This is a genomic window from Nostoc piscinale CENA21, assembly GCF_001298445.1.
Classification (GTDB): Bacteria; Cyanobacteriota; Cyanobacteriia; order Cyanobacteriales; family Nostocaceae; genus Nostoc_B; species Nostoc_B piscinale_A.
Window position 1 is genome coordinate 6,757,798 of sequence record NZ_CP012036.1, and the last position, 23,706, is coordinate 6,781,503.

The window sequence follows — 23,706 nt, forward strand, 5'->3', positions numbered from 1 at the left end:
TATATCGTTGCAAGTCATACAGATTTTGAGTTTTGCGTTTCATTTTCCTCGTTTGCCAACCACCAAAAATTAGCAATGCCTCCTATCACCTCCCAATCTTCACCCAACCCCGGACTAAATCTGGTTTTGTTTAGCATTCCCCAATCTTTTATCCTCGAAATAGGTACAGCGTCCATACTACTGCTGCTGACCAGCGAAAAATTCACGCTCAAAGCCCTAGAATCTATCGGGCAAGCTAGTGAAGAATTGTTTCGCGGCGATCGCTTACCGATTCTTCCCTTTCCCAATCACGATGAAATAACCAATAAAAGCTAAAACTTATACTTTAAAAAATAAACCGCTCATAGAAAACAATGAGCGTAAATCACAAAGTTCAAAAATGTAAACAGTAATTGGCTTTACAAGAGAAGCAAATATGAGTTCGCTTTTATACTCTGTGTCACACGCTGCGAATTATTACCCTGCGTCAGAATTATTTTTACGTCGTCGTCTCCAAATCGTTGAAGAATTATGGGAGAACGTCCTGCGGCAAGAATGCGGCCAGAAAATGGTAGATTTGTTGCGGCAGTTGCGAGATTTGTGTTCGCCAGAAGGTCAAGCCACCAACGACCAAGCATCCTCCGCCGTCAAATTGATTGAACAACTGAATATTAATGAAGCAATTCGGGCAGCACGGGCTTTTGCGCTTTATTTTCAGCTAATTAATATTATTGAGCAAGAATATGAGCAGAAGCAGCAACTCACACGCTACTCGGAAATAGACGATCAAATTACCACCAGTTCTGACACCATGTCAGAGAGTACTTATTCCTCCAACGATAAAGAAGATGATGCCTTTGTCAACAAAGGTATAGGTTCAGACTTGTTGGCTAAAAGTTGGGTGGGCAAAATGCACAATAAACAAAAAGGTACTTTTGCCACACTGTTTCCTTATTTATATGACTTGAATGTCCCACCCCAACAAATTCAGCGTTTAATTTCGCAGTTAGATGTGCGTTTGGTGTTCACCGCCCACCCCACAGAAATTGTCCGTCATACCATCCGCGATAAACAAAGACAAGTTGTGAATCTATTGCAACAAATAGACGCAATTGAAAATCGTGCTGGTGCATATCCTTGGGAGTCAGGGGAGTTACGCGAAAAGTTACTAGAAGAAATTCGCCTCTGGTGGCGTACCGATGAACTCCACCAGTTCAAACCCACAGTTCTAGATGAAGTAGATTACGCCCTGCACTACTTCCAAGAAGTTTTATTTGATGGTATTCCCCAACTGCATAAACGTTTTAAATATGCTTTGGGTAAAACTTTTGATTGGTTAGAACCGCCCCGCAAAAACTTTTGTTCCTTTGGTTCTTGGGTAGGTTCCGATAGAGATGGGAACCCCTCAGTTACGCCGGAAATTACCTGGAAGACAGCTTGCTATCAACGCAAAATGGTGCTGGAACGCTATATTCAATCAGTCAAAAAGCTGATTGAATTATTAAGCATCTCCATGCACTGGAGTGATGTTTTACCAGATTTGCTGGAATCGCTGGAATTAGACCAGTCGCAGTTAAGTGATATATATGATGCCCTGGCATTGCGTTATCGCCAAGAACCTTATCGTTTGAAGTTGTCTTATGTACTGAGACGGTTAGAAAATACCCGCGATCGCAATTTAGCATTATATAAACGGGAAACTCCCAGCAACGAAGATGCACCAATGTATCGTTCTGGGGCAGAGTTTTTAACAGAATTGCGGCTAATTCAGCGTAATTTGAGCGAAACTGGCTTAAGTTGTCGAGAATTGGATAATTTGATTTGTCAAGTAGAAATTTTTGACTTTAACTTGACACAGTTAGATATCCGCCAAGAATCAACCCGCCATTCTGATGCGTTAAATGAGATTTTAGAATATCTGCAAGTTCTACCCCAAGCTTATGATGACCTCACAGAAGAACAGCGTGTAGCTTGGTTAACTTCCGAATTGCAAACCCGCCGTCCGTTAATTCCGGCGGAATTGCCATTTTCCGAAAAAACCAACGATATCATTGAAACCTTCCGAATTTTGCGATCGCTGCAACAAGAGTTTGGTGTTAACATCTGCCAAACTTACATTATTAGTATGTGCCGTCAAGTCAGCGACGTACTGGAAGTTTTACTTTTAGCCAAAGAAGCAAGATTATTTGACCCAGCCATTGCCGTTGGCACAATTCAAGTTGTACCGTTATTTGAAACAGTAGAAGACTTACAGCGTTCGCGCAGCATTATGCGTCAGCTGTTTGAACTTCCCTTGTATCGGGCTTTGTTGGCTGGCGGCTACGAAAATATTCAGCAACGACTTTCTGATGCGGAAGCAAATCCCCATTCTACAATTGCACCCGACTTACAAGAAGTTATGTTGGGGTATTCCGACAGTAACAAAGACTCTGGCTTTTTAAGTAGTAACTGGGAAATTCACAAAGCTCAAAAGTCATTGCAGAAAATCGCTGAAGAATACGGTGTTAACTTGCGAATCTTCCACGGTCGTGGCGGTTCTGTAGGTAGAGGTGGCGGCCCTGCTTACGAGGCGATTTTAGCCCAGCCAGGTCACAGTATTAACGGGCGAATTAAAATTACCGAACAAGGGGAAGTCTTAGCTTCTAAATATTCCTTGGTGGACTTGGCGCTATACAACTTAGAAACCGTCACCACTGCGGTAATTCAAGCTAGTTTGCTGCGGACAGGGTTTGATGATATCGAACCTTGGAACGAAATTATGGAAGAACTAGCAGTGCGATCGCGGCAACATTATCGTGCTTTAATCTACGAACAACCAGATTTCATTGACTTTTTCAACCAAGTCACCCCCATTGAAGAAATAAGCCAACTGCAAATCAGTTCTCGTCCCGCACGTCGCCCTTCAGGAAAGAAAGATTTAAGTAGTTTACGGGCGATCCCTTGGGTATTTAGCTGGACACAAACTAGAGTTTTGCTACCTTCTTGGTATGGTGTCGGAACAGCTTTGCAAGAGTTCTTGAATGAAGAACCAGAAGAACACCTGAAATTACTGCGCTACTTTTATATGAAGTGGCCGTTCTTCAAAATGGTGATTTCCAAAGCGGAAATGACACTGGCGAAAGTCGATATCCAAATGGCGCGACACTACGTCCAGGAATTATCCAACCCAGAAGACAAAGAACGCTTCGAGACAGTCTTTGAGCAAATCGCCAGTGAATACTATCTCACAAAAGATTTCGTCCTGAAAATTACTGGTCACACTCGACTGTTAGATGGTGATCCTGTATTGCAGCGTTCAGTACAATTACGCAACGGGACAATTGTACCCCTCGGTTTCATCCAGGTTTCACTCCTTAAGCGCCTGCGCCAAGCGAAAAATACCACAGCTACCTCTGGTGTGATTCACTCTCGTTACAGCAAAGGCGAGTTACTGCGGGGCGCACTGTTAACCATTAATGGTATTGCTGCGGGAATGCGAAATACAGGCTGATCTGCTTCGTTGAGTCCTTTGTCAATGGTCATTCGCCCTGGGTATGGTGCTAGTGACCAATGACAAGGGATTATGAGGCAAGGGGGACAAGGTAGAAGACTTCAACTGCGCGATCGCAAGTTATGCAAATTTCTCCAAGAATTGGTACTAGTATCAAAACAATGCCAAGTACCGTCCTTGGTATCCTGATAACAAAACAAAGTGCGATCGCCACTGTATAAATTATCGGTTAAATAATAAACTAGCCCCCGGAACGGATATGTTTTGCGACTTAAACGTTTAGCTACAGCTTGATTGGGGCATTCCACAATAAATACTGGTTTTTTATTCAAGTGAGCTAACGAGAATATACACATACGCAAAATCGCTCTCAGCCAACTTTCAGAATTATCAAAATAGTCGTCAATAATCCTGTTAGTTAGTGCTTTTTCGAGGGTGCGATCGTTGTTTTGAGAGATGTGAGCCTCAGACATAGCCTCACCTAATTCCTATACCGATGGTTCGAGGTTAATCCAAAATTTCCCAAAATGCCAAGAGTCTATGTGCGTTCGCTTACTCATGCTGGCTTTGAGTCAAGGAAGTGGGAAGTAGGAATTTTGTTTCTGAGCATAACTTATTATCATTCTGCGCTTCTTTGCGTTGACCTCAGCGTCACTTTGCGGTTCAATCAAGATCCCAAGACTGGTAAAATCTACCCAGAGGAAAGAAAGAGCAAATAGCCATGACTGCTGAAACTAATCAAGTAAATTCCACAACCAAAGGTGCAGATGCGATTGATGAAGCGATCGCCAAAGGGATAGATTTTGATGGAACTGCCATTCCTAGTGCCAAGCTAGACCTTTATAACCAAGTTATGGCGTTAGAAGCAAATAGACAGCGCAGTGGTGTTTCTAATACCATGCGATCGCGGATTGTGAGATTGGTGCAAAACACATTCCTCAAGCAGAACTTGACCAAAAACTCATCGATGCGGGTTTTGCGCCCTTGAAGGAAAAAGAAATCGCCTTTTTCTACGGCGGTAAATGATCAATAAACCCCTAAGACTAGAAAGGCAGGAGGCACTCCGGCAAAGCCGGAGAAGTCAAAAGTATTCTTCATTTTTGCCTTTTTACTTTTGCCTTTTGACTTACCGCTACGCGGTTGAGGCAGAAGGAAAGAGAATGGTAGCCTTATTTACCTTTATTAACTTGGTTTTGTTTTTCCCTGCCGATTTACTTAGTATTAGTCATAAAATAATCAAGAACTACAGCTATGGCTGTAGTCAAAAATATTAGGACATTGTGTAAGGGGAAAAACTAGCAATAGGAATTATTTTATCTCCTGCCTTCTGCCTCCTGCCTCCTGCTATACATTCCCCATCATGACAGATGTCTCTTTGCCTATTAACCTCTGGGAATATGAACAATTAGCCAAACAGCATCTCTCGCAGATGGCTTTTGATTATTACAGTAGTGGTGCTTGGGATGAAATTACATTACGAGATAACCGTGCTGCTTTTGAAAGAGTAAAATTGCGTCCTCGGATGTTGGTAGATGTGAGCGATCGCAATTTAAGCACCTCTATTTTAGGACAATCTCTACAACTACCCTTGTTAATCGCACCAATGGCGTTTCAGTGTCTAGCTCATCCCCAGGGAGAATTAGCCACAGCCTTAGCCGCAGCTACCGCAGGCGTAGGTATGGTGTTGAGTACAATGGCTACCAAAAACCTAGAAGAAGTTGCTGCGGTAGGTTACAAACATAATGCTTTGCAATGGTTCCAACTGTATATCCATAAAGACCGGGGCTTAACACGAAATTTAGTAGAAAGAGCTTACGCCGCCGGGTATCAAGCCCTTTGTGTAACTGTGGATGCGCCAATTTTGGGACGACGAGAGCGAGATGTGCGGAACACCTTTAGCTTACCCCCTGGATTGCAATTAGCGAACATTACTAATATCTCAGGGTTGAATATTCCCCAAGAATCAGCAGAATCTGGGTTATTTACTTATTTTGCCCAGCAATTAAACCCGGCTGTAACTTGGCATGACTTGGAATGGTTACAGTCGTTATCGCCACTACCTTTAGTACTCAAAGGTATTTTACGCGCTGATGATGCTGTGCGAGCAGTTGAGCATGGAGCCAAAGCAATTGTAGTTTCTAATCATGGTGGCAGACAACTTGATGGTGCGATCGCCTCTTTAGATGCACTGGCGGAAATAGTTGCTGCTGTGGATAATCAAGCCGAAGTGCTAGTAGATGGTGGGATTCGTCGTGGTACAGACATTCTCAAAGCCTTGGCTTTAGGTGCAAAAGCAGTTCTTATCGGTCGCCCCGTACTCTGGGGATTAGCCGTAGCAGGACAAGTTGGTGTATCCCATATCATCTCCCTGCTACAAGATGAATTAAGTATAGCGATGGCTTTGAGTGGCTGCACATCCATACAAGATATTGACCCTAGTTTAGTGACTTTCAAACACTAACCCGCAAAATTAGTTGCACCAGCGTTAATAGATATGTTATATTAGGAAAGTTGCACCCAAGGGCGGGTGGCGAAACTGGTAGACGCACCACACTCAAAATGTGGCGACCTTGCGGTCATAGGAGTTCGATTCTCCTCCTGCCCATCGTTAAAGTATGTATCGCCCCTAATTTTGTATGTGCGTTGACATATTATTTGTCATCGGTAACAAAATTAAGTGACTTCCAGAGAATAAATTATCCAATTTCCGAGAGAAGATATCGTTATTTTTCCCCTGCTCCCTGCTTACACAATTAAATTCGGAAATCAAATCAAATTTCTATATAAACAATAGTATCGATTTTGGCGATCGCTATTTTTCTTCAGTAAGATAGTGCCAAATTTTGACAAACTTTCTGCCGCAAAAACACGGTGGATTTTGCGTTGGCGAAAAATCTCTGGAGAGGAAAAATGTATAAGCGACAAACCAGTAAAGGTCAATCATCTACAAATCATGATGCACCAACAAATCAATTTGCACCCCGTCGCTTTGTCATCCAACCCCAAACCGAAGAAGCAGAACAAACACCAGCAGATTTACAAGCGAAATCACCAACAACACCTATCAACAACCTTGCCAATATTCCAATTTTTCCCCCTGGCTATCAACCACCGCCACCACCAAGAATCCAGATGAAACTTAGCATTGGTGAACCTGGGGATAAATATGAACAAGAAGCTGACAAACTAGCAAAAGATGTAGTACAAAGAATCAATTCTTCAGAAACTCCACCAGTACAGCCACAGCCACAACCAGAAGAAGAAATCAGAAAAAAATCTTTCATACAACGGCTATCAAATATAGATGAAAAGAGTGCAACATCAGATTTAGAAGCCTCTATCCAACGAATGCAAGGTAGTGGACAGCCGCTTGCAGAGACTATCAAAGCACCAATGGAACAAGCATTTGGGGCTAATTTCAGTGGCGTGAAAATTCATACAGATGCTCAGTCTGACCAGATGAATAAATCAATTCAGGCGAAAGCATTTACCACAGGTCAAGATATTTTCTTTCGTCAGGGAACTTATGATCCTGGAAGTAGAGGTGGGCAGGAATTAATCGCCCATGAATTAACCCATGTAGTGCAACAAACTGGCTCAGGAAAAGTCCAAAAATCAGAAGATAGAGAAATAGTATCTCTTGGCAGAGCCGAAAAGCACATTCAAAAAATTACAGATGAGGAAGAAACTGAGTTTAAAAATAAAAATATAAAGAGGTGGAATTTTATCAAAACTGCTCTTGCTAGGACGGCAAAAGTTAAAGGATACGGCAGTAATGAAGCAAATACAAATGAAGCTTATGACGCATATAAACAAGTTACTTCTAAAGCAGATTTTGCGAAAGACTATACAATAGCCCTCAATGCGGAAAATTTTTTTGGGTCAACAAAATAAAGAAGTAATGGCTAATGATATAATTGTGCCTCAAAGCTATTATCATGTCACAAAAAGCTTCAATCAAATCAATGGGTTAGTAACAACAGGAGCCGCAACTTGTACCGCCTTGGCGATGTCTGCTAGTAACGAGAATGGCGAAATTATTTACGCTCTCACACACATAGATGGGGAAAATGACATTAAGAAGGTGATCGATGGCATGATTGAGGACATGAATACCCAGATTAACGGTATTGTTGGCACAATTAATGCTTATATAGCTTCTGCTGGTATTAAAAATAATGGGAACTTAGCACATACTCCCGAAAAGGTTGTTGACTATCTTAATCAGAAAAATGTAGCTCTCAAGTTTGCCAGCAATCTACAGCAGATCAGAATCGGAGGTAGTTCCAAAAAAGATGATATTGTCAGAGTTAGCGAAGGTGTTGACGAAATTCATCGTGCAGAAGGAAACAAAAATTTAGATGGACTTATCCAACAAGCTAATGCTTTGCCAAAGATGAAAGGTGGCCATAATAAATGGACTGAGCTAAAACAAGAAGGTGGGTACTCATCTGGTGTACACGATCCGATGGAAGAAGTAATCAAGCAAGTCCTTGACAAAGCATTGTATTGGGAAAAAGAGACAGAAGTTAATGACAATGCACAGCAACAAAAATTGACAAATCTTAAGTCAGCAATCAAGAAGGAAGAAAATTGGTATAAAAAATATCTTTATGGTAGGAAACTTCTCGCATGGGCTGATACTGCTCAAAATCAATAGAAGGGTATTGAATTAGAAGCGTTCGCTCCTAATTAGGGTGTAAGAGTTTGTGATACCTGCACCCCTACACCCATACCTTTGACCAAATCCTTAATTTTCGTTATAGTTTTTTCGTTCAAGTCAACAACTAGAATTATTGCAGGGTAGAGATCGCACCCATACTCAATAAAATTAACTGAAGATTTACCCGTAGAGCAAATTTTAGCTCACAAATAATTCACCAAAAAAGATGCTCTACGGTTTTTTACTAACCTCTATACAAAATTTCGTTGCGGCTAGTAGCGCCTAGTTCTGGTAAAGAGTTAGCGGGTGAGTGGGGAGTAATTGCTGTAGGGACTGCGGGGGCTACTGCTAATTGTTTAACGAGACTTTGCAAGAACTTATCTTGTTCTATGCGGTAATTTGAGACGAAGGGGCCACGGTTGAGGATAGCAAACCAAACTAAACCGCGATCGCGTGTAGGCATAACACCAGCTAAAGAACTTACATCACGGAGAGTACCAGTTTTCATCACAGTCCCGACTGGCATGTGTCTGCTGTGTACTGTGCCACGATGATCAAATCCAGACATGGGAAACAAATCTGCTAAATTCAGATTATGTGCTGCTGCTTGCTGTTGAATTGCCATTAACATCGCACAAACAGCCCTGGGAGAAATGCGATTTTCTGGGCCGAGTCCAGAACCATTGATTAATTGAATTTCTGACTCAGGTACTCGCGCTAGATAAGCTGCTGTTGATTGCACTACACTTGCACCGCCTACTGATTCTGCCAGCATCTCTGCCATTTCGTTATTGCTGTAAACGTTCATTTCCTTCAGCAATTGGCGCAAGGGCAAAGATTTGTGACGCACTAGCAAGGCTTGTTGTGGTGGTTGAGGGGTAGCTTTGATAGTACCTGTAATCACAACTTCCGGTTTGGGTGTGCCTTTGGGCATGATGGAGTAGATGTAATTAGCTGGACGAGTCCAAGTTTTATGGTTTAGGGCTTGCTTCACCATCTGACCAGCCAGTAGGGGGTGACGCTGGAAATTCATGGCGAAATTGCCTGTAATTAGCAAGTTCCCTTTGACTTGCTTAATGCCCATTTTATTGAGTGTATTGCCCAGGGCGATCGCTTCTTCCCACACAAACATCGGGTCGCCACCACCAGCAATGACCAAATCACCTTGTACTACACCATTGACTACAGGCCCAGTAGTCCCAATTAACGTTTCAAATTGATGGTCTGGCCCCCAAGTTTTCAAAGAAACTAAGGAAGTGGCAATTTTAGTTAACGAAGCAGCCGGTAAAGGTGTTGTACCTTGATGATTAGCCATGAGTATTGGCCCAGACTGTAACCAAACTCCTTGGCTTTCGGCTAAATTTTGGGCAACTAATTTAGATTTAACTAGTCCTTGTAAGTATTGCTGGACGGTATTTACGCCGGTGGGGTTGGGATCAGAAGCCAGAAGCAAGCCAGGGTTTGCTTGCCCAGCTAATGCTTCTAAAGCATCAGAAGGCTTAATTTCCACCCCAGCCATTTCCAGCCACAGAGAAACCAAACCCGAACTTAATAATTCCAGCATTTCTTACTCCCCAAATTCTACGATGTGATTTGTGATTTACTTTGCTAATATACAAACTTTTTTATGCTCATCAGCATTGGGTAATCATAACTGGTCTATTCCTAATCGGGTAGTCGGTAGAAGAAATTTTTATTTGTTACTTATTTGACTTGACAATTGTTAGACTGTTTTGATTTCTAAGGTATAGCGTTTCTATTTGATATATGAGTAAAAGAGACAAGGTAGACAAGGACGATAAGGGAGAGATGTTTATTAATCATTGAGGATTGCTATGGATAGCAAATACTAATATTTATAGCAATACTTAAAGAATTTAATCGTAAAACTTTACTAATAAAATTGGCCTAATTAGTTTATCTTATGCAAGTTTTTAGTCTTGTGAATTGGGGAATTATAAAGATACAATCATTGGAATTTTTATGTCTCTTTTAACAGATGCACTGGATAGAATCGAGACTTGGTTAGTGAGTCATCAACCTGAATTTGCTTTGAGTTTAGCGCCTGGATTAACTCGCCAAGAAATAGACGCAATTGTTGAAAATTTTCCTTATCGCTTGCCAGAAGAATTATACGAGTTTTACGGGTGGCATAATGGTTGCCAATATGGCTATATAGTTCCTAAATTTGACAATTTTTTCTCTTTGCAAGAGGCGTTGAAATGGTACGCAGACTTTTTAAATTGGGGCTTTGATTGGAATCCGCATTGGCTACCAATATTAGATTTTAATGGTGATTATAGGTACGCTGTTGTTACAGGAGAAGATTCTGCCCCTGTTTGGTATATCGATCCAGAGGGTTGTATTGAAGAAATTCGCTGGGATAGTTTAACAGATTTAATGCTGGCGACAGCAGAGTGTTACGAAACTGGTGCTTATTATTTTGATGATGAAGGATACATAGAGGCAGACGAACAAAAAGTTGCAGAAATTCAACGTAAGTATAACTATCGGGGCAGAGAAAAATCGACTACGAATGACTCATACAATCCTAAGCCGCCAACAGTTGCTAGTGAAGTTGATTTGTCTCATCCGAATGCGCTAGAAGAATTAATCCAGGCTTTGCAAGCTGCGCCATTGAGTCCTGATGCTGGTATATTACAAGCAATGGCAGCTAATACGTTAGATAATTTAGCGAATTTGGGTTTAGCTAATCAAGTTGGTGCGGAACCGTTAGTAATTGGTTTACAAAATATACTCTATGACAATGCTGGCCATGCTCTGGCGGCAAAAAAGTTAGGTGAATTAGGAGATATTCGAGCAGTTGAGCCACTGTTACAAGTTTTAAGCCATCCCTCTAGTAAAGTCAGAACCAATGCAATTGAATCATTGGTAAAGTTGGGAGATAGTCGAGCTGTTGAAACGTTAATTCAGTGTTTGCAAGACTCAGATTTTTTTTGTGCGAGCCGACGCAGCATGGGCGCTGGCTGAATTTGGCGATACTCAAGCGATTGAACCGTTAATTGAAGTATTGAGTTATCAAAATCATTCTACTGCTTGTCGTGCGATCGCCTCAGCATTAGGAAAGTTTGGCGATGTCAGAGCTATAGAACCTCTGATTGCAGTGTTTCGCAGCAATGGTAGTTTTCTCATAGATGTTTCTAGTTTTCCTCATGTCAAATTAGCTGTGGTTCATGCTTTACGGCTCATTGATGATTCTAGAACTACAGATATTTTGGTGGAATTTCTCAGAGATAGAGAAGGTTTATTACAAGCCATCAATAGAGATTGGCTACGCTCCGAGCAAGCGACTCACCAAGTTATCGAAACACTCCTTACCCATCAATATCCTGATTTGATCGCCATCTTAGCCCAGTTGCTGCAAGATTCTGAAAGTCGCATCCAAATGAACATAATTTCAGCGATCGCTAAGATTGTCAATCCGCAAATAGTTGATTTGTTGATTTTAGTACTAGCAAGTGAAGATAACTGGCTACGTCGAATGAGTATCTCGTTCCTTGGAACAAGAAGAGAAACTAAAGCCGTTGAACCTCTAATCAGAATTTTGCAAGATGCAAATGCAGATTTACGTTTAGCTGCTGTTCAAGCTTTAGCAAAAATTGATGATTCTAGGATTGTAGATGCTTTAATTGCAATTCTCAAAGATGAAGATTTTCGTGTGCGTGGTGCAGCAGCCTTGGCTTTAGGTAATTTAGGAAATCTCCGAGCCGTGGAAGCACTGAATCAATGTTTAGCAGACGAAAACTCCGTTGTTCGTAAAATCGTTCAACAAGCACTAAATAAAAGTTCGTAACTAAAAATCATGAAATATGAATAACTTACACCAATTTTAAATCAGCTCGAACTTAACTTATACAGTAGGTTGAGCAGTGAGTTTTTTCAGATTATCGGGATAGAGTCCAGCAAGAGAGTTGCCTTGTAAAATCAGATGTCGTCGGACAACAAACTCGATGATTGTCAGCAGTCGGAAAGCTAAACTTAGTAAATTAGTCAGATCTATAACTTGGTCATCACGTTGCACAAACATGAGAACAATGAAAAGTGGCCTGTTATGATGAAAACTGGCTCTGTAGCAATCTGACGAAATTGCTTGAAACTATTGAAACATCACTTTTTTAATCGCTAATTTCATGGTACAAGTCTTTTTCTAATTGCAATACTTCATTTAATATTGCATTTGTAAAGTTTATACCTTTCAAGTAAGTATAATAAGCTGCCACTGGCACTGTTAATACATCACTCCAGGCTTGTTCTGCTTTATGAAAATCCTGAATTTTTGAGTTGTTTGTCGAGCATAAATTATCATGTGTTAACCCTAAGTGCTGAATTTCTGTTATTGCTGGCAGGTGAGAAACTAACCCATGATAATAGTCTCTGACTGTGAGTAAATAGTCATAAATTTGGCGAGAGAGTCGTTTACCAACGGGCTGTAATAAATTACAAGCTAGAGCAGGAATAATATGCCAAGTCTCTGCCAATACATCTTGGTCTAACCCTGATATTTCGGCAGGAATCCGCAAATCTCTATTACTAATAAAATCTGTTTCCACGGATAGCAGCATCACATAAATGATCAACCAATTCTCCTCTATTTTTTCCAATATTTCAGGTTCTTTGACAATCATTACATAGCGCGGTTGTGAGTTGCCTGCTAAAAAACTTCGTGCTAAGGAAGAGTACAAAATCTGTTGCTCTTGGCTTGCGAAATTTATAGGACTTCTTACTAAGTAATTAACTTTCCAAATTTCTCCGGGTTGCGGCATTAAAGTATTATACATCTTCCGATCAACAAAAATGAATCTGCCTAAATTTACAAGCATATATTTATTTTTTACAATGAAAATTGATAAGCAAAAAATCAACACATGATGGTATTTAATCCATATATTAGTTATTAATTAACAATTGAAATTTGTCAATTATGATGAGTGTCTTAATTTTGATAATCAGGCTGTAAATTAATATTATCCTGACTTACCATTGCTTTGTTGAGCGATTATATGCCGTCTTTTTCTGACGAATTTTTTGCAAATTATCTTTCATCTCTTGAAGTTCTAATAATCCTAATAACTCAGCAATACGTCCTAAGAGTTCTTGCCATCGCTTGGAGACTTCACCCTGGCTAATCCCTAATTCAACAGCAATTTGAGCTTGAGTTTTACCATCAACTTTTCCTTGCCATAATTTAAGATAATTTCGGTGGTGATAGGATTTATCAAGTTGGTAAATAGACTCTAGTGTTTTCACAATTAAATCTGCACGTTCTATTGCATCCAAGCTGCTAAATTCATCAGGAATTGTGTCTAATAGAGATATATCTGTTCCTGGGATATTATCGTCCAAACTCTGACATTTCCTTAGACTTTCTTTACGAACAAAATCAATAATTACACATCTAGCTACAGCAATAGCCCAGTAATAAAACTGTTCTCTACTCCCTTGCCGAAACTTTCCTGCTTGAAAAGCTACAAAGACTTTTAAATAAGCGATTTGATAAGCATCTTCCCAAGATAAACCTGTTCCCCTAGTGTATTTACGGGCAATCTTTTCTAATCTCTGACGGTAGTCCAATCTGATCAGAGTTTCTTCATAAGAAGACAGTGATTCCTGTTCTAATAGCATAAGTTATTAAGCAAAATTAATTTTCTAGCTCAAATGCTTTTACACTTTAAAACACACTAACTATATGATGAGAAGTCTCTAGGCTATGTGTTACCTATTATTTTTAAAATTTAATTAGTTGTGTTTTATTTTGAAAAGCTAAATTGCTTTAATAGAAATTTAGCTTTCTAGAATAAATATTAATCAGAATAAACAAAACCACAACTCGATTAACTCAGGAAAGTAGACAATAATACAGGTATTATTGCTCTTGTTTTTTAGCCAAGACATAAAAAAAAGATAAAAAATGCTATTTATTAGAATGAAACATTTTAAAAACTTGGTTACAACTAAATTATTAATTATTGAATTAACAGTTACTTAAAAACCAAAAAACATTGAATAGGACAAAACTTAAAGAATTTAGTCTATGATATTTTGACAGATAACCTATATATAAAAATTTGTGTTTATTTTTGTCTAATGTATATTGGAAAAAAATACTAGCATGAATGTTATTTTTAAAGACACAAAAAATAATTTATGTCCTATAAATTTAGCAATATTTATGTTGGCAACATAAAATTTTAAATATAATATTCAAGGGAAACATTTCAGTAATGCAACAAATTAAAAATCAAGCTACTTGTTTTGTAGGAACCAAAATCATGGCTAAAATAATAATTTCTGTCTTACATTCCTATCCCATAGAAAATTTTATCCAAAATCTAAATATAGAACAAGCAGAAACTATATTGGGAAGTGGTTATCCCTATGGATTTGACATAATGAATACTACTGATAGGACGTATATTAATGCTGCTGACCGTAGCACTAGATATGACGGTGGAGGTATAGGTTCAATCAATTCTCATGATAATAATATCAATGCAAGAACCAGTTCAAGGTCAATATACATTTATTAGTTATTAGTCTTTTAGTAGCACTTGTTGAAAACTAAAACAGGACTGTTTTCTCTGAGAAAATAGTTCGGAGATTCAAGAAATTATAAGTCAATTCGCCTTACTGTTTAGGAAATAAAATCATGACTAAACTCGTAATTTCCATATTAGATAACAATCCTACTAAGGGATTTATCTACAATCTAAATATAGAACAAGCAGAAACTATATTAGGGGGTACTTACACCTATGGATTTCGCATAACGAACGCTACTGATAGGACTTATATCAATTCTGTTGACAGTAGTGTGAGATTTGATGGTGGAGGTGCAGGCTCAGTCAATTATCATGATAATAATATCAATACAATAACAAGTTCAAGGTCAATCTACAATAGATTTATTTATTAGTTATTGGACTTTTAGTAGCAATCGTACAAAAACATACGTGCTGATGATTCGACTTTAGCTAAAAGTACAAAACTTAGCCAATGCTTAACGTAATGTAGTGCTTGCTCTAGTCTAATTTTTTGGCTTTAGCATAAGTTATTACATGGATGCTACTTAAACGCATTCTTGATATTTATTGCAGTAGCGCCAACAATTATTGATAGAGTTTTTTTGATAGTTAGCCGGATTTCTCACTTTTAAGAAATCCGGTGTGTTTGTTTGCTAAATCGATTTATACAGCTATGTATTAACGGTTGATACTAAAGTTTTAAATATTTATATTGGCTAATTTCAGCGATCGCAAAATTTATCAGTGTATGATGAGAATATTTCTTTCTCCTTGTAGCGGAACTCCATTTAAGTAAATTTTCCTAGAATTATCTATAGTATTAATCTTTTTGCCACTATAGTCAAAGGTATCTGCACTTTGCGTTTTACTTTTGGGCTTACTCTGATTTTTAGTAATATTGATTATATAAGCATAAGGATAATCCTCATTAGGCTGACAATAACCTCCTGATAAAGTTTCTGCTTGGAGCAGAGTTATTTCTTGTATGAGTGATTCTGTATCAGTTCGATGACTGTCTAAATCTATTATTTCAGTCATTATCTAACTCCTTTATTTTGTTAAGTTAGTATACAAAGATTAATCACATAATTAATAGCAACTAAAAGTGTTTTATTCTAGTATGTTTATTTATAAAAATATTTTATAAAAATTAAATTACTCTAAAGTAGTAAATAAATACTAACCTTTAGTAGTAAATTTCAGGTAACTGTTGTTTTACTTCTAAAATTTGTAAGTTTCATCAATTAATGCTTACACTCGCGTATAAAAAAGTTTCTACTCAAGTTTGAAATATTGATTTTGGCTTCTACTCTCAAACAAGCATATCAAGAATAGGTATGATTTAGTATTTGATAAATCACGAGCGAATAGCAATTTAAGATAAGGAAATGGTAAGCGATCGCGCCGTCAATCAAGATTACAATTTACATAGCAAGGCTTCTGAGAGTTAAGTAAAGACAAACGATAGGGTCGCTGATCTCACGCCAACTTGGCAAGAATATCTAATTTTGGAATAATTTGCATAGAGTGTACGTTAAAGGAAGTAGGAACGGTTCACTATTAAGTTCGTAAATAGACAATAAAGTTTGATTATCAGCAAACAATTTACTGGGATATTTACCTTGATGTGAGCTGTGACAGTAAATGATGTGTGTACCTTTTCACTATGAAAAGCGCCACTTCATTTTTGACCCTGATGCTGTTAATTACATAATATGCTGCTGCAAATTACCGATCTCGAAAATCACGAACTTTTCAACGAAATCTCTCATGAAGAATCTGCTAGTGTTAGTGGCGGTTTAACTGCATCTTATGCCTTTGGTGCGGCTGCACTAACCGCCGGTATTTTTGCTGTGTTAATTGCGCTCGGAGTGAACTCTCTTGGGTCAGAGTTTCGCAACCCAGTCGCCGAAAGCCTTTCCCAGCCGCAATCTCTAGATTTGGGCTAAAAACTTTAGTTAATATTAAGAAATAAAGTTGTAAAGCTTGATTAAACTAAAGGTTCAAAATCTTGCTTTGACAATTATTTTCTAAAAGTTGCAAAACAGAATTAACCCTCTCATCTCCTAAGCTTGCTTCCATAAGTTGAAGTAAATAACGCGTCTTTGTTTAGTTTCAAGAAATTGGCTCTGAGCCAATATTCGCTGCTTAAAAGTAAGTGTAATGGGCGCGTTATTAGACTTTTTTAGAAATAAACAGTTTACTCAACCAATTGATTTAGGCATCAATTTTAATGTGATTTGTGAAAAGAAATGATGTGCCTACCTTTTCGCTATTAATTAGCTTCACTTTACTTTTAATACTGATATTGTTAATTATACAATATGCTACAAATTACTGATCTCGAAAATAATGAACTGTTCATCCAAGCCTCTTCAGAAGAATTAGCTACTGTATTAGGAGGTATTACTGGCGTTGATTTGGCTAATATTCAGGATGGTATAGGTAACTATTCAAATAGCGTTCGCCTGTTTTCTCTGGATGGCAACAAACTTTTTACAATTGACCTTTCAAGATTAACTATTAATTTGGTAGCAATCTTACCATCTGGCTTACCAGAGGTTCTAAGTTGGACTAACGGGATTTAAACATTAATTCTGTTGTACCTGTTTGAGTGAATTAATATGTACAACTTGTGCAACCTAACTTGGAAGAGATAATTATGGTATACAAACAAAGACAGCCATTAACAAAACCTGTAAGTTGGTATTTGATAATATTGACTGCTGCTATGGCTGTAGTTCCTGCTACACTTTCTCTCTACAGCTTTTCACGATTTCAGTTAACCCCTAAGTTAGACTCACCTACTCCTCGTAGCTCTCCTAAAATGACTGCTGTTACTGCTTTAGGAGCTTTAGAACCTGAAGGAGAAGTAATTCGTCTATCTGCTCCTAACTCTCAAGGGGGTGTTCGAGTGGCGAAACTTCTTGTCAAGCAAGGAAGTTGGGTACGTCAAGGACAAATAATTGCTGTTCTTGATAGTTATTATCCCCGTCTTACAGCCTTAGAAAAAGCACAAAAGCAAGTCTTAGTAGCCCAAGCTAATCTCAATCAAGTCAAAGCGGGGGCTAAAGCTGGAGATATATCTGCACAGCAAGCAACAATTGCTCGTCTAGAAGCTGATTTGTCTGGAGCGATATCTGCACAGCAAGCAACAATTGCTCGACTAGAAGCTGAATTAAGTAATGCTGAAAGCGAAAATCAGCGATATCAGCAGCTATACAAAGTAGGCGCAATTTCTGCTTCTGAGTCAGAAGCAAGACGTTTGCAAGTCGAGATTTTGCAACAGCGATATAAAGAAGCTAAAGCTTCTGACAATCGAACTGTAGAGACTATTCAACAGCAGTTGATAGAGGCCAAAGCTAAGTTTGCAAGTATTACAGAAGTCCGTGCTACTGATGTGCAAGCAGCACAAGCTAATGTTGAGAGTGCAAAAGCTTCAGTTAAACAAGCTCAAGCAGAATTGGATTTGAGTTCTGTGCGATCGCCTGTAGCTGGCCAAATTCTAAAAATTAATACTCGTCCTGGAGAAATTATTGGCTCAACAGGAATAGCTGACTTAGGTCGTACACAACAGATGTATGCAGTAGCAGAAATTTATGAGACTGATATTAAAAAAGTACGTATAGGTCAGTCAGTTTTGATTACTAGTGATGCTTTACCAAAGCAATTACGCGGAACAGTTTCAGATATTGGCCTGCAAGTTGGTCAACAAAATATGTTTAATAATTTGCAAGCCGATACAGATAACAAAGTAATTGAAGTAAAAATTCGCATCAACAATATGAAAGATAACAAAGAAATTGCTGCTCTTACTAACTTACAGGTAATGGTACGCATTTTAATCTAAAGTTCTAGAAAAAGCTTGATTAACTCACCAAGTAATCATTTTTCTGTAATTACCATTCAATAACGAATGAATGTAATTTCTACTAGATAGTAATGGTTTACTTTAACCAGATATCTATCTCAATCTCATATTTATCACTTTAGGTTTTTCAAATGATTATTAATATATCTCTCGCTTGGCTACAGTTAGCTCGACAAAAAGCTCGTTTTTTAGTGGCTTCGACCGGAATTGCTTTTATTGCAGTACTGATGTTTGTCCAAGTTGGATTTCAAGATGCTTTATACACTAGTGCTACGCAGTTACATAATAATCTCAAAGGAGATTTATTTATAATCAGTACTCAATATCAATCATTGACATTTAATCAAAGTTTTCCTCGCCGGTATTTATATCAGATATTAGGATGTGAGGGTATAGAATCAGTTAGCCCATTATATATGCAGTTTGCCAAGCTAAAAAATTTAATAAATGGTATCAAGTTTCCTATATATGTACTTGGATTTGAGCCAGAAAGAGCAATTTTAAAATTACCAATTATTCAACAAAATCAAAGCCTACTACAATTACCTAAGATAGTTTTATTTGACAGCAAATCTCGCTCACAATTTGGCCCAATTACTCAAGAGTTTGAACAAGGGAAAACTGTTATTATTGAAATATTTAACTATACTTCATCAATTGGGTATAAGGTAAAAGTTGGTGGATTATTTAGCTTGGGGCCATCTTTTGGCGTTGATGGAAATTTAATTGTTAGTACCTCTACTTTTTTCCAAATATTCCAAGGTCGTTCAGCAAAAAATGTAGATATTGGCTTAATTAACCTTAAACCAAATGCTAACACCCAGAAAGTTTTGGCTATTTTATCTGCCCAATTACCTAAAGATGTCATAGTATTGACACGCCAAGATTTTATTAATTTGGAAAAAAACTATTGGACGAACAGAGCGCCCATTGGATTTGTATTTCAATTGATGGTGATTATGGTCTTTGTTGTTGGTGTAGTAGTCGTCTATCAAATTCTTTATAGTAATATCGCTAGTCATTTAGCTGAATATGCAACTCTCAAAGCAATGGGTTTTAAAAATAAATACCTGCTAATTATGGTTTTTCAACAAGCTTTAATATTAGCTTTTTTTGGTTATATACCTGGTTTTGCTATATCTATAGGTTTGTATGATGTAGCTGGAGATTTTACTAACTTACCAATTAGTATGAGCTTAGACAAAGCAGGCATAGTATTATTTTTTGTAATTTTAATGTGTTTAGCATCTGGTTTAATCTCTACAAAGAAACTGCGAAATGTTGACCCGGCAGATTTTTTCTAATTTAATGTAATTCAATTAGTTATTTTTGTGGAATTGTTATGGTAAACTTTATTGTTGACATTAAAAATTTAAGTCATTATTTTGACAAAAAAATATTAAAAAACCAAGTTTTGTTTGATATTAACTTGAATATTCAGCATGGAGAAATTGTAACTATGACTGGGCCTTCTGGTTCAGGAAAAACAACTTTATTGACTTTGATAGGTGGGTTACGTTCTGTTCAAAAGGGGAGCCTAAAATTTCTCAATCAAGAACTCTCTGGTGCTAGTAATGACCAATTAGTACAAGTGCGTCGTCATATAGGCTATATTTTCCAATCTCATAATTTACTGAATTTCTTAACAGCTCGACAAAATGTGCAAATGTCACTTGAATTAGACAATAATATTCCTAAATGGGAAGCTTGTAAAAAAGCAGAAGCAATGCTGCATGCTGTTAAATTAGGGAATCGAATTAATTGCTATCCATCTGAACTTTCTGGTGGTCAAAAGCAACGAGTAGCGATTGCCCGTGCTTTAGTAAGTCATCCTAAATTAGTTTTAGCTGATGAACCTACCGCAGCATTAGATAGTAAATCAGGTCGAGATATTGTTAACCTGATGCAACTATTAGCTAAGGAACAAAATTGTGCTATTTTAATGGTTACTCATGACCATAGAATTTTAGATATTTCTGAGCGAATAATACACATAGACGATGGTCGAATAGTTAAACAACTTTAGGATTTATACAAAAAAATAACTCAAGACCATTTAAATCTACTCCTAATAACATGCTTCAATTTCCAGGCTATTGTAATTTCTGAGGAGAAAGCGAAATAATGGCTAGTATCATAATTTCTTATTTTCATCCTACTGATGTAGGGGGATTTATGTACAATCTGATACCATCTCAATGTGAGGCTGTATTGGGAGGTTATACCTATGTTAATTTAATAAATATTACTGACAGCGTAAATAGCATTAGTAATACATACTATTTAGGTGCTTACGCATTTAATTTCCACGATAATAGAATTTACACAATAGACTATACAAGGTCTATTTACAACTTCTTCTATCTTTAGTTATGTATAGAGATTTAAAAACTGTTATTGAAAAAAGCGATCGCATCAATTCAAATAACATCATTACTCTGAGATGTTTTCCGGCGATCCTAACTACAGATTTGCACTGATAAACTTCAAACAAATAAGCAATAATAACTTGATTCAGTCAGGTAGTTTGAAAAAGTCATAGGAAAACTTTTACCTCCTACCTTCTGCCTTCTGCCCTACTTCCTTTCAGGATGTGCTATTTCCTCTTGGGAAGGACTACCCATTTGGTTAATTGTGGCAATCATCTGATATAAACGCCCTAAATCCCGTTGATTGAAGTGCAGAATTAACCGAGGTAAATCAGCAGTTTCATCTTGAGCTTCTTGGGGTAATGCTTGACTTTTTTCAATTTTGCCTTTGACTAGAATGTCACTGAATTCAGCATTCAGTTGTTCGACTTCCGTATCTGACAAATCGCAACTTAAACGAATCACCAACTGATTACTAACGTAACGACTGGAGTGATAAACCTTGTAAAAACGTGTAATGGCGTTGCAAGCTACTTCCAGGTTATCGGTCACAGTGTATAAACTAGGGTCTTCTGGACTGACAAGACCTTTCTGCACCAGTTGTTGATCAATATAATCACTCCAAGACCGCCAATAATCACCACCGGGATGGTCAATTAATACTAAAGGTACAGGGCCAAATTTACCCGTTTGGCTTAAGGTCATACACTCAAAAGCTTCATCTTGAGTGCCGAATCCGCCAGGAAATAGCGCCACTGCATCACTTTCTTTGAGGAGGAACAGCTTGCGGGTGAAAAAATACTTAAAGTTAATTAACTTTGGATCACCTTCAATAATTGGATTTGCTTGCTGTTCAAACGGTAACTGAATATTTAAGCCAAAAGAATTTTCTCGCCCAGCGCCTTCATGACCTGCTTGCATAATCCCACCGCCGCCGCCTGTCATTACCATAAAACCCAGTTGAGTCACAGCGCGACCAAATTCTAACGCCATTTTGTATTCTGGCGTTTCTGGAGATAGACGGGCAGAACCAAATATAGTTACTTTACGTACATGTCGGTAATTGTAAAATAACTCGAAGCCTCGCTCCATATCCGCTAAAGCAGCCGATAATATCTTCCAATCCAGACGATCAATGTCACTATCGGCTAGACGGATGATAGTAGCAAGCGTCTGTTGGATATATTGCCGATTTTTTAACGTCGGTAGGCGATCGATTAAGTCAACAATATCGGCTTGCAGAGACTCTAATGTGTCGAACGACGCAGATGAGGTCATGAGAACAGATTGCAGAGTGGCAATACATTCTATCTAATTTTGGAGTGGTATTTACAATTTTTTTAGAATTTGTTGAAATGTCTGGAGCAAGGGAGTGATGATATCATGTCCGCCAAATCAGTTATGATTCAGCATATCTGTGCAGAAAGACAAAACTCCTTCTCCCTCTGCTCCCTGCTGTCTTTATGATCAGTCTTTTACTTGACACGATATGAATGGGGAGTCGGTAATTTCAAAACAAAACCCCTCTAAAGAGGCGCTTAGAGGGGCAAGATTTGGGTATGTATAAGTTCAGTTATTCTCAAAATTATGCAAAGACTTGAAAACACGCAGATTCTTTCGCTTATTTTTGTGATGAGTCATTAAATAATTATCAGCATAACGGAAGGCGGATGCACAATCGTAAGCCGCGATCGCCACAGCTTGCAAAAATACTTGCATAGGAATTTCAAAACTAGAAATTCTTTCTGTGAGCAGTAATAATTCTCGGTCTGTTGCTGGTACAGCAGTTGCTTCTGCCCATTCTGGCTCATTAAACAAGTCTTCAACTAGCACCTTGGACATTTTGTACCTCCCCAAAAGCATAAGAAGCAAAGCCTGCGATGAAATTTAACTGTTCTTCACGAGTTTGCAAGTTAACAGGTAGTTCAGTACTAGGAAATCCTAGTTCTTTTAAAATATCCAAACAGTAAGCACTGGTTTGACTATATGAAGCTTGCTCCCATTTATGGGCTACTTCTTTGGCCATTTCCAGATTGACTCTAATAAATTTCATCGCAGGGCTAGTCATAAGTTGCACCCTAATAAACTGGATATTGGCAGTTTTGATCAGAACCCCAGTTCAATGTAACCGTGATCTTGCTGAATTTATGAAGATGGGTAATGGAAGGATCAGCGCATTTGCGTAATTGACGGCTGAGACATTACGCAAATTTTTAAGGATAAACAAAGACGGTCAAGCGCAATGATACTTAAGTGCTGACAGTATCTACTGAAATACTGAGGTTGATTATTGACTAATTTGTACTTCTTCTGCAACCCGTTTAAGGCGGCGTAATTGGGCTTGCATGTCTTGTTTTGTCCAAGAAGCGGCAAAATTATTGAATCCCCAACTCACGATAGGATTAGGAATCACAAACTCGAAGCGATTGAATAAGCATGTTCCCTTTGCTACTGGTTGACATTCCCAGCGATCGCGTCCTTGAAAAAATCCTTGAAATTCCCAAACCACTAAACCCGGTTGTCTTTCTACAACAACACTCTTCAGAGTCGGTTGCACCACGGGAACTTGAATGATAAAGCGACTTTGACTGCCTATCTCCGTACTCCAAACATCACCTACAGGTTCGCAGCGTAACGCAGGATTCAGCCAACGGTGCATTAACCCTAAATCGGTAATACAGCGTTCTACAACTGCTGCTGTGGCGTTAATTTGAATGGATTGTTCAAAAACTTGGGTCATGCCAACTCACAAATCCTGTCGCTGCCCTTAGATTAACTCAAAATGGCTTGTT

Annotated in this window: 22 protein-coding genes, 1 tRNA gene and 2 pseudogenes; 15 read left to right on the top strand and 10 right to left on the bottom strand. The window is 38.3% G+C overall.

The genetic code is table 11. The features are described from left to right. Nucleotides 1-75 precede the first annotated feature (75 nt). The gene (locus ACX27_RS29120; protein WP_062297650.1) at nucleotides 76-315 is read left to right on the top strand and encodes a hypothetical protein; all 240 of its coding nucleotides are present in this window, start codon (nucleotides 76-78) and stop codon (nucleotides 313-315) included. Between the two features lie 100 nt (nucleotides 316-415). Next, nucleotides 416-3,469, top strand: coding sequence for a phosphoenolpyruvate carboxylase (ppc, locus tag ACX27_RS29125; protein ID WP_062297652.1), 3,054 nt, complete (start codon nucleotides 416-418; stop codon nucleotides 3,467-3,469). Between the two features lie 101 nt (nucleotides 3,470-3,570). Here ppc and ACX27_RS29130 read toward each other — a convergent pair whose 3' ends face one another. After that, complete coding sequence (locus ACX27_RS29130) at nucleotides 3,571-3,942, bottom strand: hypothetical protein (protein ID WP_062297654.1); 372 nt, start codon at nucleotides 3,940-3,942, stop codon at nucleotides 3,571-3,573. Nucleotides 3,943-4,190: 248 nt separating this feature from the next. On the opposite strand from ACX27_RS29130, the pseudogene ACX27_RS29135 reads away from it, so the two are divergent. From ACX27_RS29135 to ACX27_RS29155, 5 genes and pseudogenes are all read left to right on the top strand, one after another. After that, a pseudogene (locus ACX27_RS29135) lies at nucleotides 4,191-4,495 on the top strand (small RNA NsiR4-regulated ssr1528 family protein). 334 nt (nucleotides 4,496-4,829) lie between these two features. Further along, nucleotides 4,830-5,930: an alpha-hydroxy acid oxidase gene (locus tag ACX27_RS29140; RefSeq protein ID WP_062297656.1), complete on the top strand. Its 1,101-nt coding sequence runs from the start codon at nucleotides 4,830-4,832 to the stop codon at nucleotides 5,928-5,930. A gap of 60 nt (nucleotides 5,931-5,990) precedes the next feature. Further along, nucleotides 5,991-6,074: transfer RNA gene (locus tag ACX27_RS29145), tRNA-Leu, on the top strand. A 305-nt stretch (nucleotides 6,075-6,379) separates the two neighbouring features. Continuing rightward, nucleotides 6,380-7,363, top strand: a complete 984-nt coding sequence (locus ACX27_RS29150; RefSeq protein ID WP_062297658.1) for an eCIS core domain-containing protein — start codon at nucleotides 6,380-6,382, stop codon at nucleotides 7,361-7,363. Next, nucleotides 7,347-8,129, top strand: coding sequence for a hypothetical protein (locus ACX27_RS29155; protein ID WP_144427559.1), 783 nt, complete (start codon nucleotides 7,347-7,349; stop codon nucleotides 8,127-8,129). Before ACX27_RS29150 ends, ACX27_RS29155 begins: the two co-directional genes overlap by 17 nt. A 247-nt stretch (nucleotides 8,130-8,376) precedes the next feature. Here ACX27_RS29155 and ACX27_RS29160 read toward each other — a convergent pair whose 3' ends face one another. Then, complete coding sequence (locus tag ACX27_RS29160) at nucleotides 8,377-9,696, bottom strand: D-alanyl-D-alanine carboxypeptidase (RefSeq protein ID WP_062297661.1); 1,320 nt, start codon at nucleotides 9,694-9,696, stop codon at nucleotides 8,377-8,379. 419 nt (nucleotides 9,697-10,115) lie between these two features. Here ACX27_RS29160 and ACX27_RS29165 point away from each other — a divergent pair, with 419 nt between their 5' ends. Beyond that, nucleotides 10,116-11,123 (top strand): HEAT repeat domain-containing protein, encoded by a 1,008-nt coding sequence (locus tag ACX27_RS29165; RefSeq protein ID WP_144427560.1) that lies wholly within the window; start codon nucleotides 10,116-10,118, stop codon nucleotides 11,121-11,123. Next, the gene (locus ACX27_RS29170) at nucleotides 11,092-11,946 is read left to right on the top strand and encodes a HEAT repeat domain-containing protein (RefSeq protein WP_062297665.1); all 855 of its coding nucleotides are present in this window, start codon (nucleotides 11,092-11,094) and stop codon (nucleotides 11,944-11,946) included. The genes ACX27_RS29165 and ACX27_RS29170 overlap by 32 nt, the downstream gene beginning before the upstream one ends. Before the next feature lie 63 nt (nucleotides 11,947-12,009). On the opposite strand, the pseudogene ACX27_RS32660 reads toward ACX27_RS29170, so the two are convergent. From ACX27_RS32660 to ACX27_RS29180, 3 genes and pseudogenes are all read right to left on the bottom strand, one after another. After that, a pseudogene (locus tag ACX27_RS32660) lies at nucleotides 12,010-12,195 on the bottom strand (IS1634 family transposase); the annotation flags it as partial. Nucleotides 12,196-12,268: 73 nt separating this feature from the next. Next, nucleotides 12,269-12,931: a hypothetical protein gene (locus tag ACX27_RS29175; RefSeq protein WP_235526420.1), complete on the bottom strand. Its 663-nt coding sequence runs from the start codon at nucleotides 12,929-12,931 to the stop codon at nucleotides 12,269-12,271. A 196-nt stretch (nucleotides 12,932-13,127) separates the two neighbouring features. Next, complete coding sequence (locus ACX27_RS29180; protein WP_062297669.1) at nucleotides 13,128-13,775, bottom strand: sigma-70 family RNA polymerase sigma factor; 648 nt, start codon at nucleotides 13,773-13,775, stop codon at nucleotides 13,128-13,130. A gap of 599 nt (nucleotides 13,776-14,374) precedes the next feature. Here ACX27_RS29180 and ACX27_RS29185 point away from each other — a divergent pair. Further along, entirely contained in the window at nucleotides 14,375-14,680 is a 306-nt protein-coding gene (locus ACX27_RS29185; RefSeq protein WP_062297671.1) for a hypothetical protein, read from the top strand. 735 nt (nucleotides 14,681-15,415) lie between these two features. Here ACX27_RS29185 and ACX27_RS29195 read toward each other — a convergent pair. Then, on the bottom strand, nucleotides 15,416-15,712 hold the full coding sequence (locus tag ACX27_RS29195) for a hypothetical protein (RefSeq protein WP_062297674.1): 297 nt from the start codon (nucleotides 15,710-15,712) through the stop codon (nucleotides 15,416-15,418). A gap of 677 nt (nucleotides 15,713-16,389) precedes the next feature. Here ACX27_RS29195 and ACX27_RS29200 point away from each other — a divergent pair. The 5 genes from ACX27_RS29200 to ACX27_RS29220 all read left to right on the top strand — a co-directional run bounded on the left by ACX27_RS29200 (nucleotide 16,390) and on the right by ACX27_RS29220 (nucleotide 20,571). Continuing rightward, nucleotides 16,390-16,623, top strand: coding sequence for a hypothetical protein (locus tag ACX27_RS29200; protein WP_062297676.1), 234 nt, complete (start codon nucleotides 16,390-16,392; stop codon nucleotides 16,621-16,623). A 375-nt stretch (nucleotides 16,624-16,998) separates the two neighbouring features. Then, nucleotides 16,999-17,262 (top strand): hypothetical protein, encoded by a 264-nt coding sequence (locus ACX27_RS29205; protein ID WP_062297677.1) that lies wholly within the window; start codon nucleotides 16,999-17,001, stop codon nucleotides 17,260-17,262. A 74-nt stretch (nucleotides 17,263-17,336) separates the two neighbouring features. Beyond that, entirely contained in the window at nucleotides 17,337-18,524 is a 1,188-nt protein-coding gene (locus ACX27_RS29210) for an ABC exporter membrane fusion protein (protein ID WP_062297678.1), read from the top strand. Nucleotides 18,525-18,676: 152 nt separating this feature from the next. Next, nucleotides 18,677-19,849: an ABC transporter permease DevC gene (gene devC, locus ACX27_RS29215; RefSeq protein WP_062297679.1), complete on the top strand. Its 1,173-nt coding sequence runs from the start codon at nucleotides 18,677-18,679 to the stop codon at nucleotides 19,847-19,849. A 38-nt stretch (nucleotides 19,850-19,887) separates the two neighbouring features. Then, nucleotides 19,888-20,571, top strand: coding sequence for a DevA family ABC transporter ATP-binding protein (locus tag ACX27_RS29220; RefSeq protein ID WP_062297680.1), 684 nt, complete (start codon nucleotides 19,888-19,890; stop codon nucleotides 20,569-20,571). Between the two features lie 550 nt (nucleotides 20,572-21,121). Here ACX27_RS29220 and ACX27_RS29225 read toward each other — a convergent pair. From ACX27_RS29225 to ACX27_RS29240, 4 genes are all read right to left on the bottom strand, one after another. After that, on the bottom strand, nucleotides 21,122-22,192 hold the full coding sequence (locus ACX27_RS29225) for an LOG family protein (protein WP_062297683.1): 1,071 nt from the start codon (nucleotides 22,190-22,192) through the stop codon (nucleotides 21,122-21,124). A 291-nt stretch (nucleotides 22,193-22,483) separates the two neighbouring features. Then, nucleotides 22,484-22,756, bottom strand: a complete 273-nt coding sequence (locus ACX27_RS29230; protein ID WP_062297685.1) for a hypothetical protein — start codon at nucleotides 22,754-22,756, stop codon at nucleotides 22,484-22,486. After that, nucleotides 22,737-22,982 carry a hypothetical protein gene (locus ACX27_RS29235; protein ID WP_062297687.1) on the bottom strand — a complete coding sequence of 82 codons (246 nt, stop codon included), beginning with the start codon at nucleotides 22,980-22,982 and terminating at the stop codon, nucleotides 22,737-22,739. The genes ACX27_RS29230 and ACX27_RS29235 overlap by 20 nt, the downstream gene beginning before the upstream one ends. Nucleotides 22,983-23,201: 219 nt before the next feature. Then, a complete protein-coding gene (locus ACX27_RS29240) occupies nucleotides 23,202-23,654 on the bottom strand; it encodes an SRPBCC family protein (protein WP_062297689.1) in 453 nt (150 codons plus the stop codon). Between the last annotated feature and the right edge of the window lie 52 nt (nucleotides 23,655-23,706).

Excerpts from the sequence above, each read along its gene's own strand:
- ACX27_RS29150 (WP_062297658.1), top strand. The coding sequence starts at position 6,380 with ATGTATAAGCGACAAACCAGTAAAGGTCAATCATCTACAAATCATGAT.
- ACX27_RS29140 (WP_062297656.1), top strand. The coding sequence starts at position 4,830 with ATGACAGATGTCTCTTTGCCTATTAACCTCTGGGAATATGAACAATTA.
- ACX27_RS29130 (WP_062297654.1), bottom strand. The coding sequence starts at position 3,942 with ATGTCTGAGGCTCACATCTCTCAAAACAACGATCGCACCCTCGAAAAA.
- ACX27_RS29165 (WP_144427560.1), top strand. The coding sequence starts at position 10,116 with ATGTCTCTTTTAACAGATGCACTGGATAGAATCGAGACTTGGTTAGTG.
- ACX27_RS29200 (WP_062297676.1), top strand. The coding sequence starts at position 16,390 with ATGCTGCTGCAAATTACCGATCTCGAAAATCACGAACTTTTCAACGAA.
- ppc (WP_062297652.1), top strand. The coding sequence starts at position 416 with ATGAGTTCGCTTTTATACTCTGTGTCACACGCTGCGAATTATTACCCT.
- ACX27_RS29205 (WP_062297677.1), top strand. The coding sequence starts at position 16,999 with ATGCTACAAATTACTGATCTCGAAAATAATGAACTGTTCATCCAAGCC.
- ACX27_RS29230 (WP_062297685.1), bottom strand. The coding sequence starts at position 22,756 with ATGTCCAAGGTGCTAGTTGAAGACTTGTTTAATGAGCCAGAATGGGCA.
- ACX27_RS29210 (WP_062297678.1), top strand. The coding sequence starts at position 17,337 with ATGGTATACAAACAAAGACAGCCATTAACAAAACCTGTAAGTTGGTAT.
- ACX27_RS29185 (WP_062297671.1), top strand. The coding sequence starts at position 14,375 with ATGCAACAAATTAAAAATCAAGCTACTTGTTTTGTAGGAACCAAAATC.
- ACX27_RS29240 (WP_062297689.1), bottom strand. The coding sequence starts at position 23,654 with ATGACCCAAGTTTTTGAACAATCCATTCAAATTAACGCCACAGCAGCA.
- ACX27_RS29175 (WP_235526420.1), bottom strand. The coding sequence starts at position 12,931 with ATGTATAATACTTTAATGCCGCAACCCGGAGAAATTTGGAAAGTTAAT.
- ACX27_RS29220 (WP_062297680.1), top strand. The coding sequence starts at position 19,888 with ATGGTAAACTTTATTGTTGACATTAAAAATTTAAGTCATTATTTTGAC.
- ACX27_RS29180 (WP_062297669.1), bottom strand. The coding sequence starts at position 13,775 with ATGCTATTAGAACAGGAATCACTGTCTTCTTATGAAGAAACTCTGATC.
- ACX27_RS29235 (WP_062297687.1), bottom strand. The coding sequence starts at position 22,982 with ATGACTAGCCCTGCGATGAAATTTATTAGAGTCAATCTGGAAATGGCC.
- devC (WP_062297679.1), top strand. The coding sequence starts at position 18,677 with ATGATTATTAATATATCTCTCGCTTGGCTACAGTTAGCTCGACAAAAA.
- ACX27_RS29225 (WP_062297683.1), bottom strand. The coding sequence starts at position 22,192 with ATGACCTCATCTGCGTCGTTCGACACATTAGAGTCTCTGCAAGCCGAT.
- ACX27_RS29160 (WP_062297661.1), bottom strand. The coding sequence starts at position 9,696 with ATGCTGGAATTATTAAGTTCGGGTTTGGTTTCTCTGTGGCTGGAAATG.
- ACX27_RS29195 (WP_062297674.1), bottom strand. The coding sequence starts at position 15,712 with ATGACTGAAATAATAGATTTAGACAGTCATCGAACTGATACAGAATCA.
- ACX27_RS29120 (WP_062297650.1), top strand. The coding sequence starts at position 76 with ATGCCTCCTATCACCTCCCAATCTTCACCCAACCCCGGACTAAATCTG.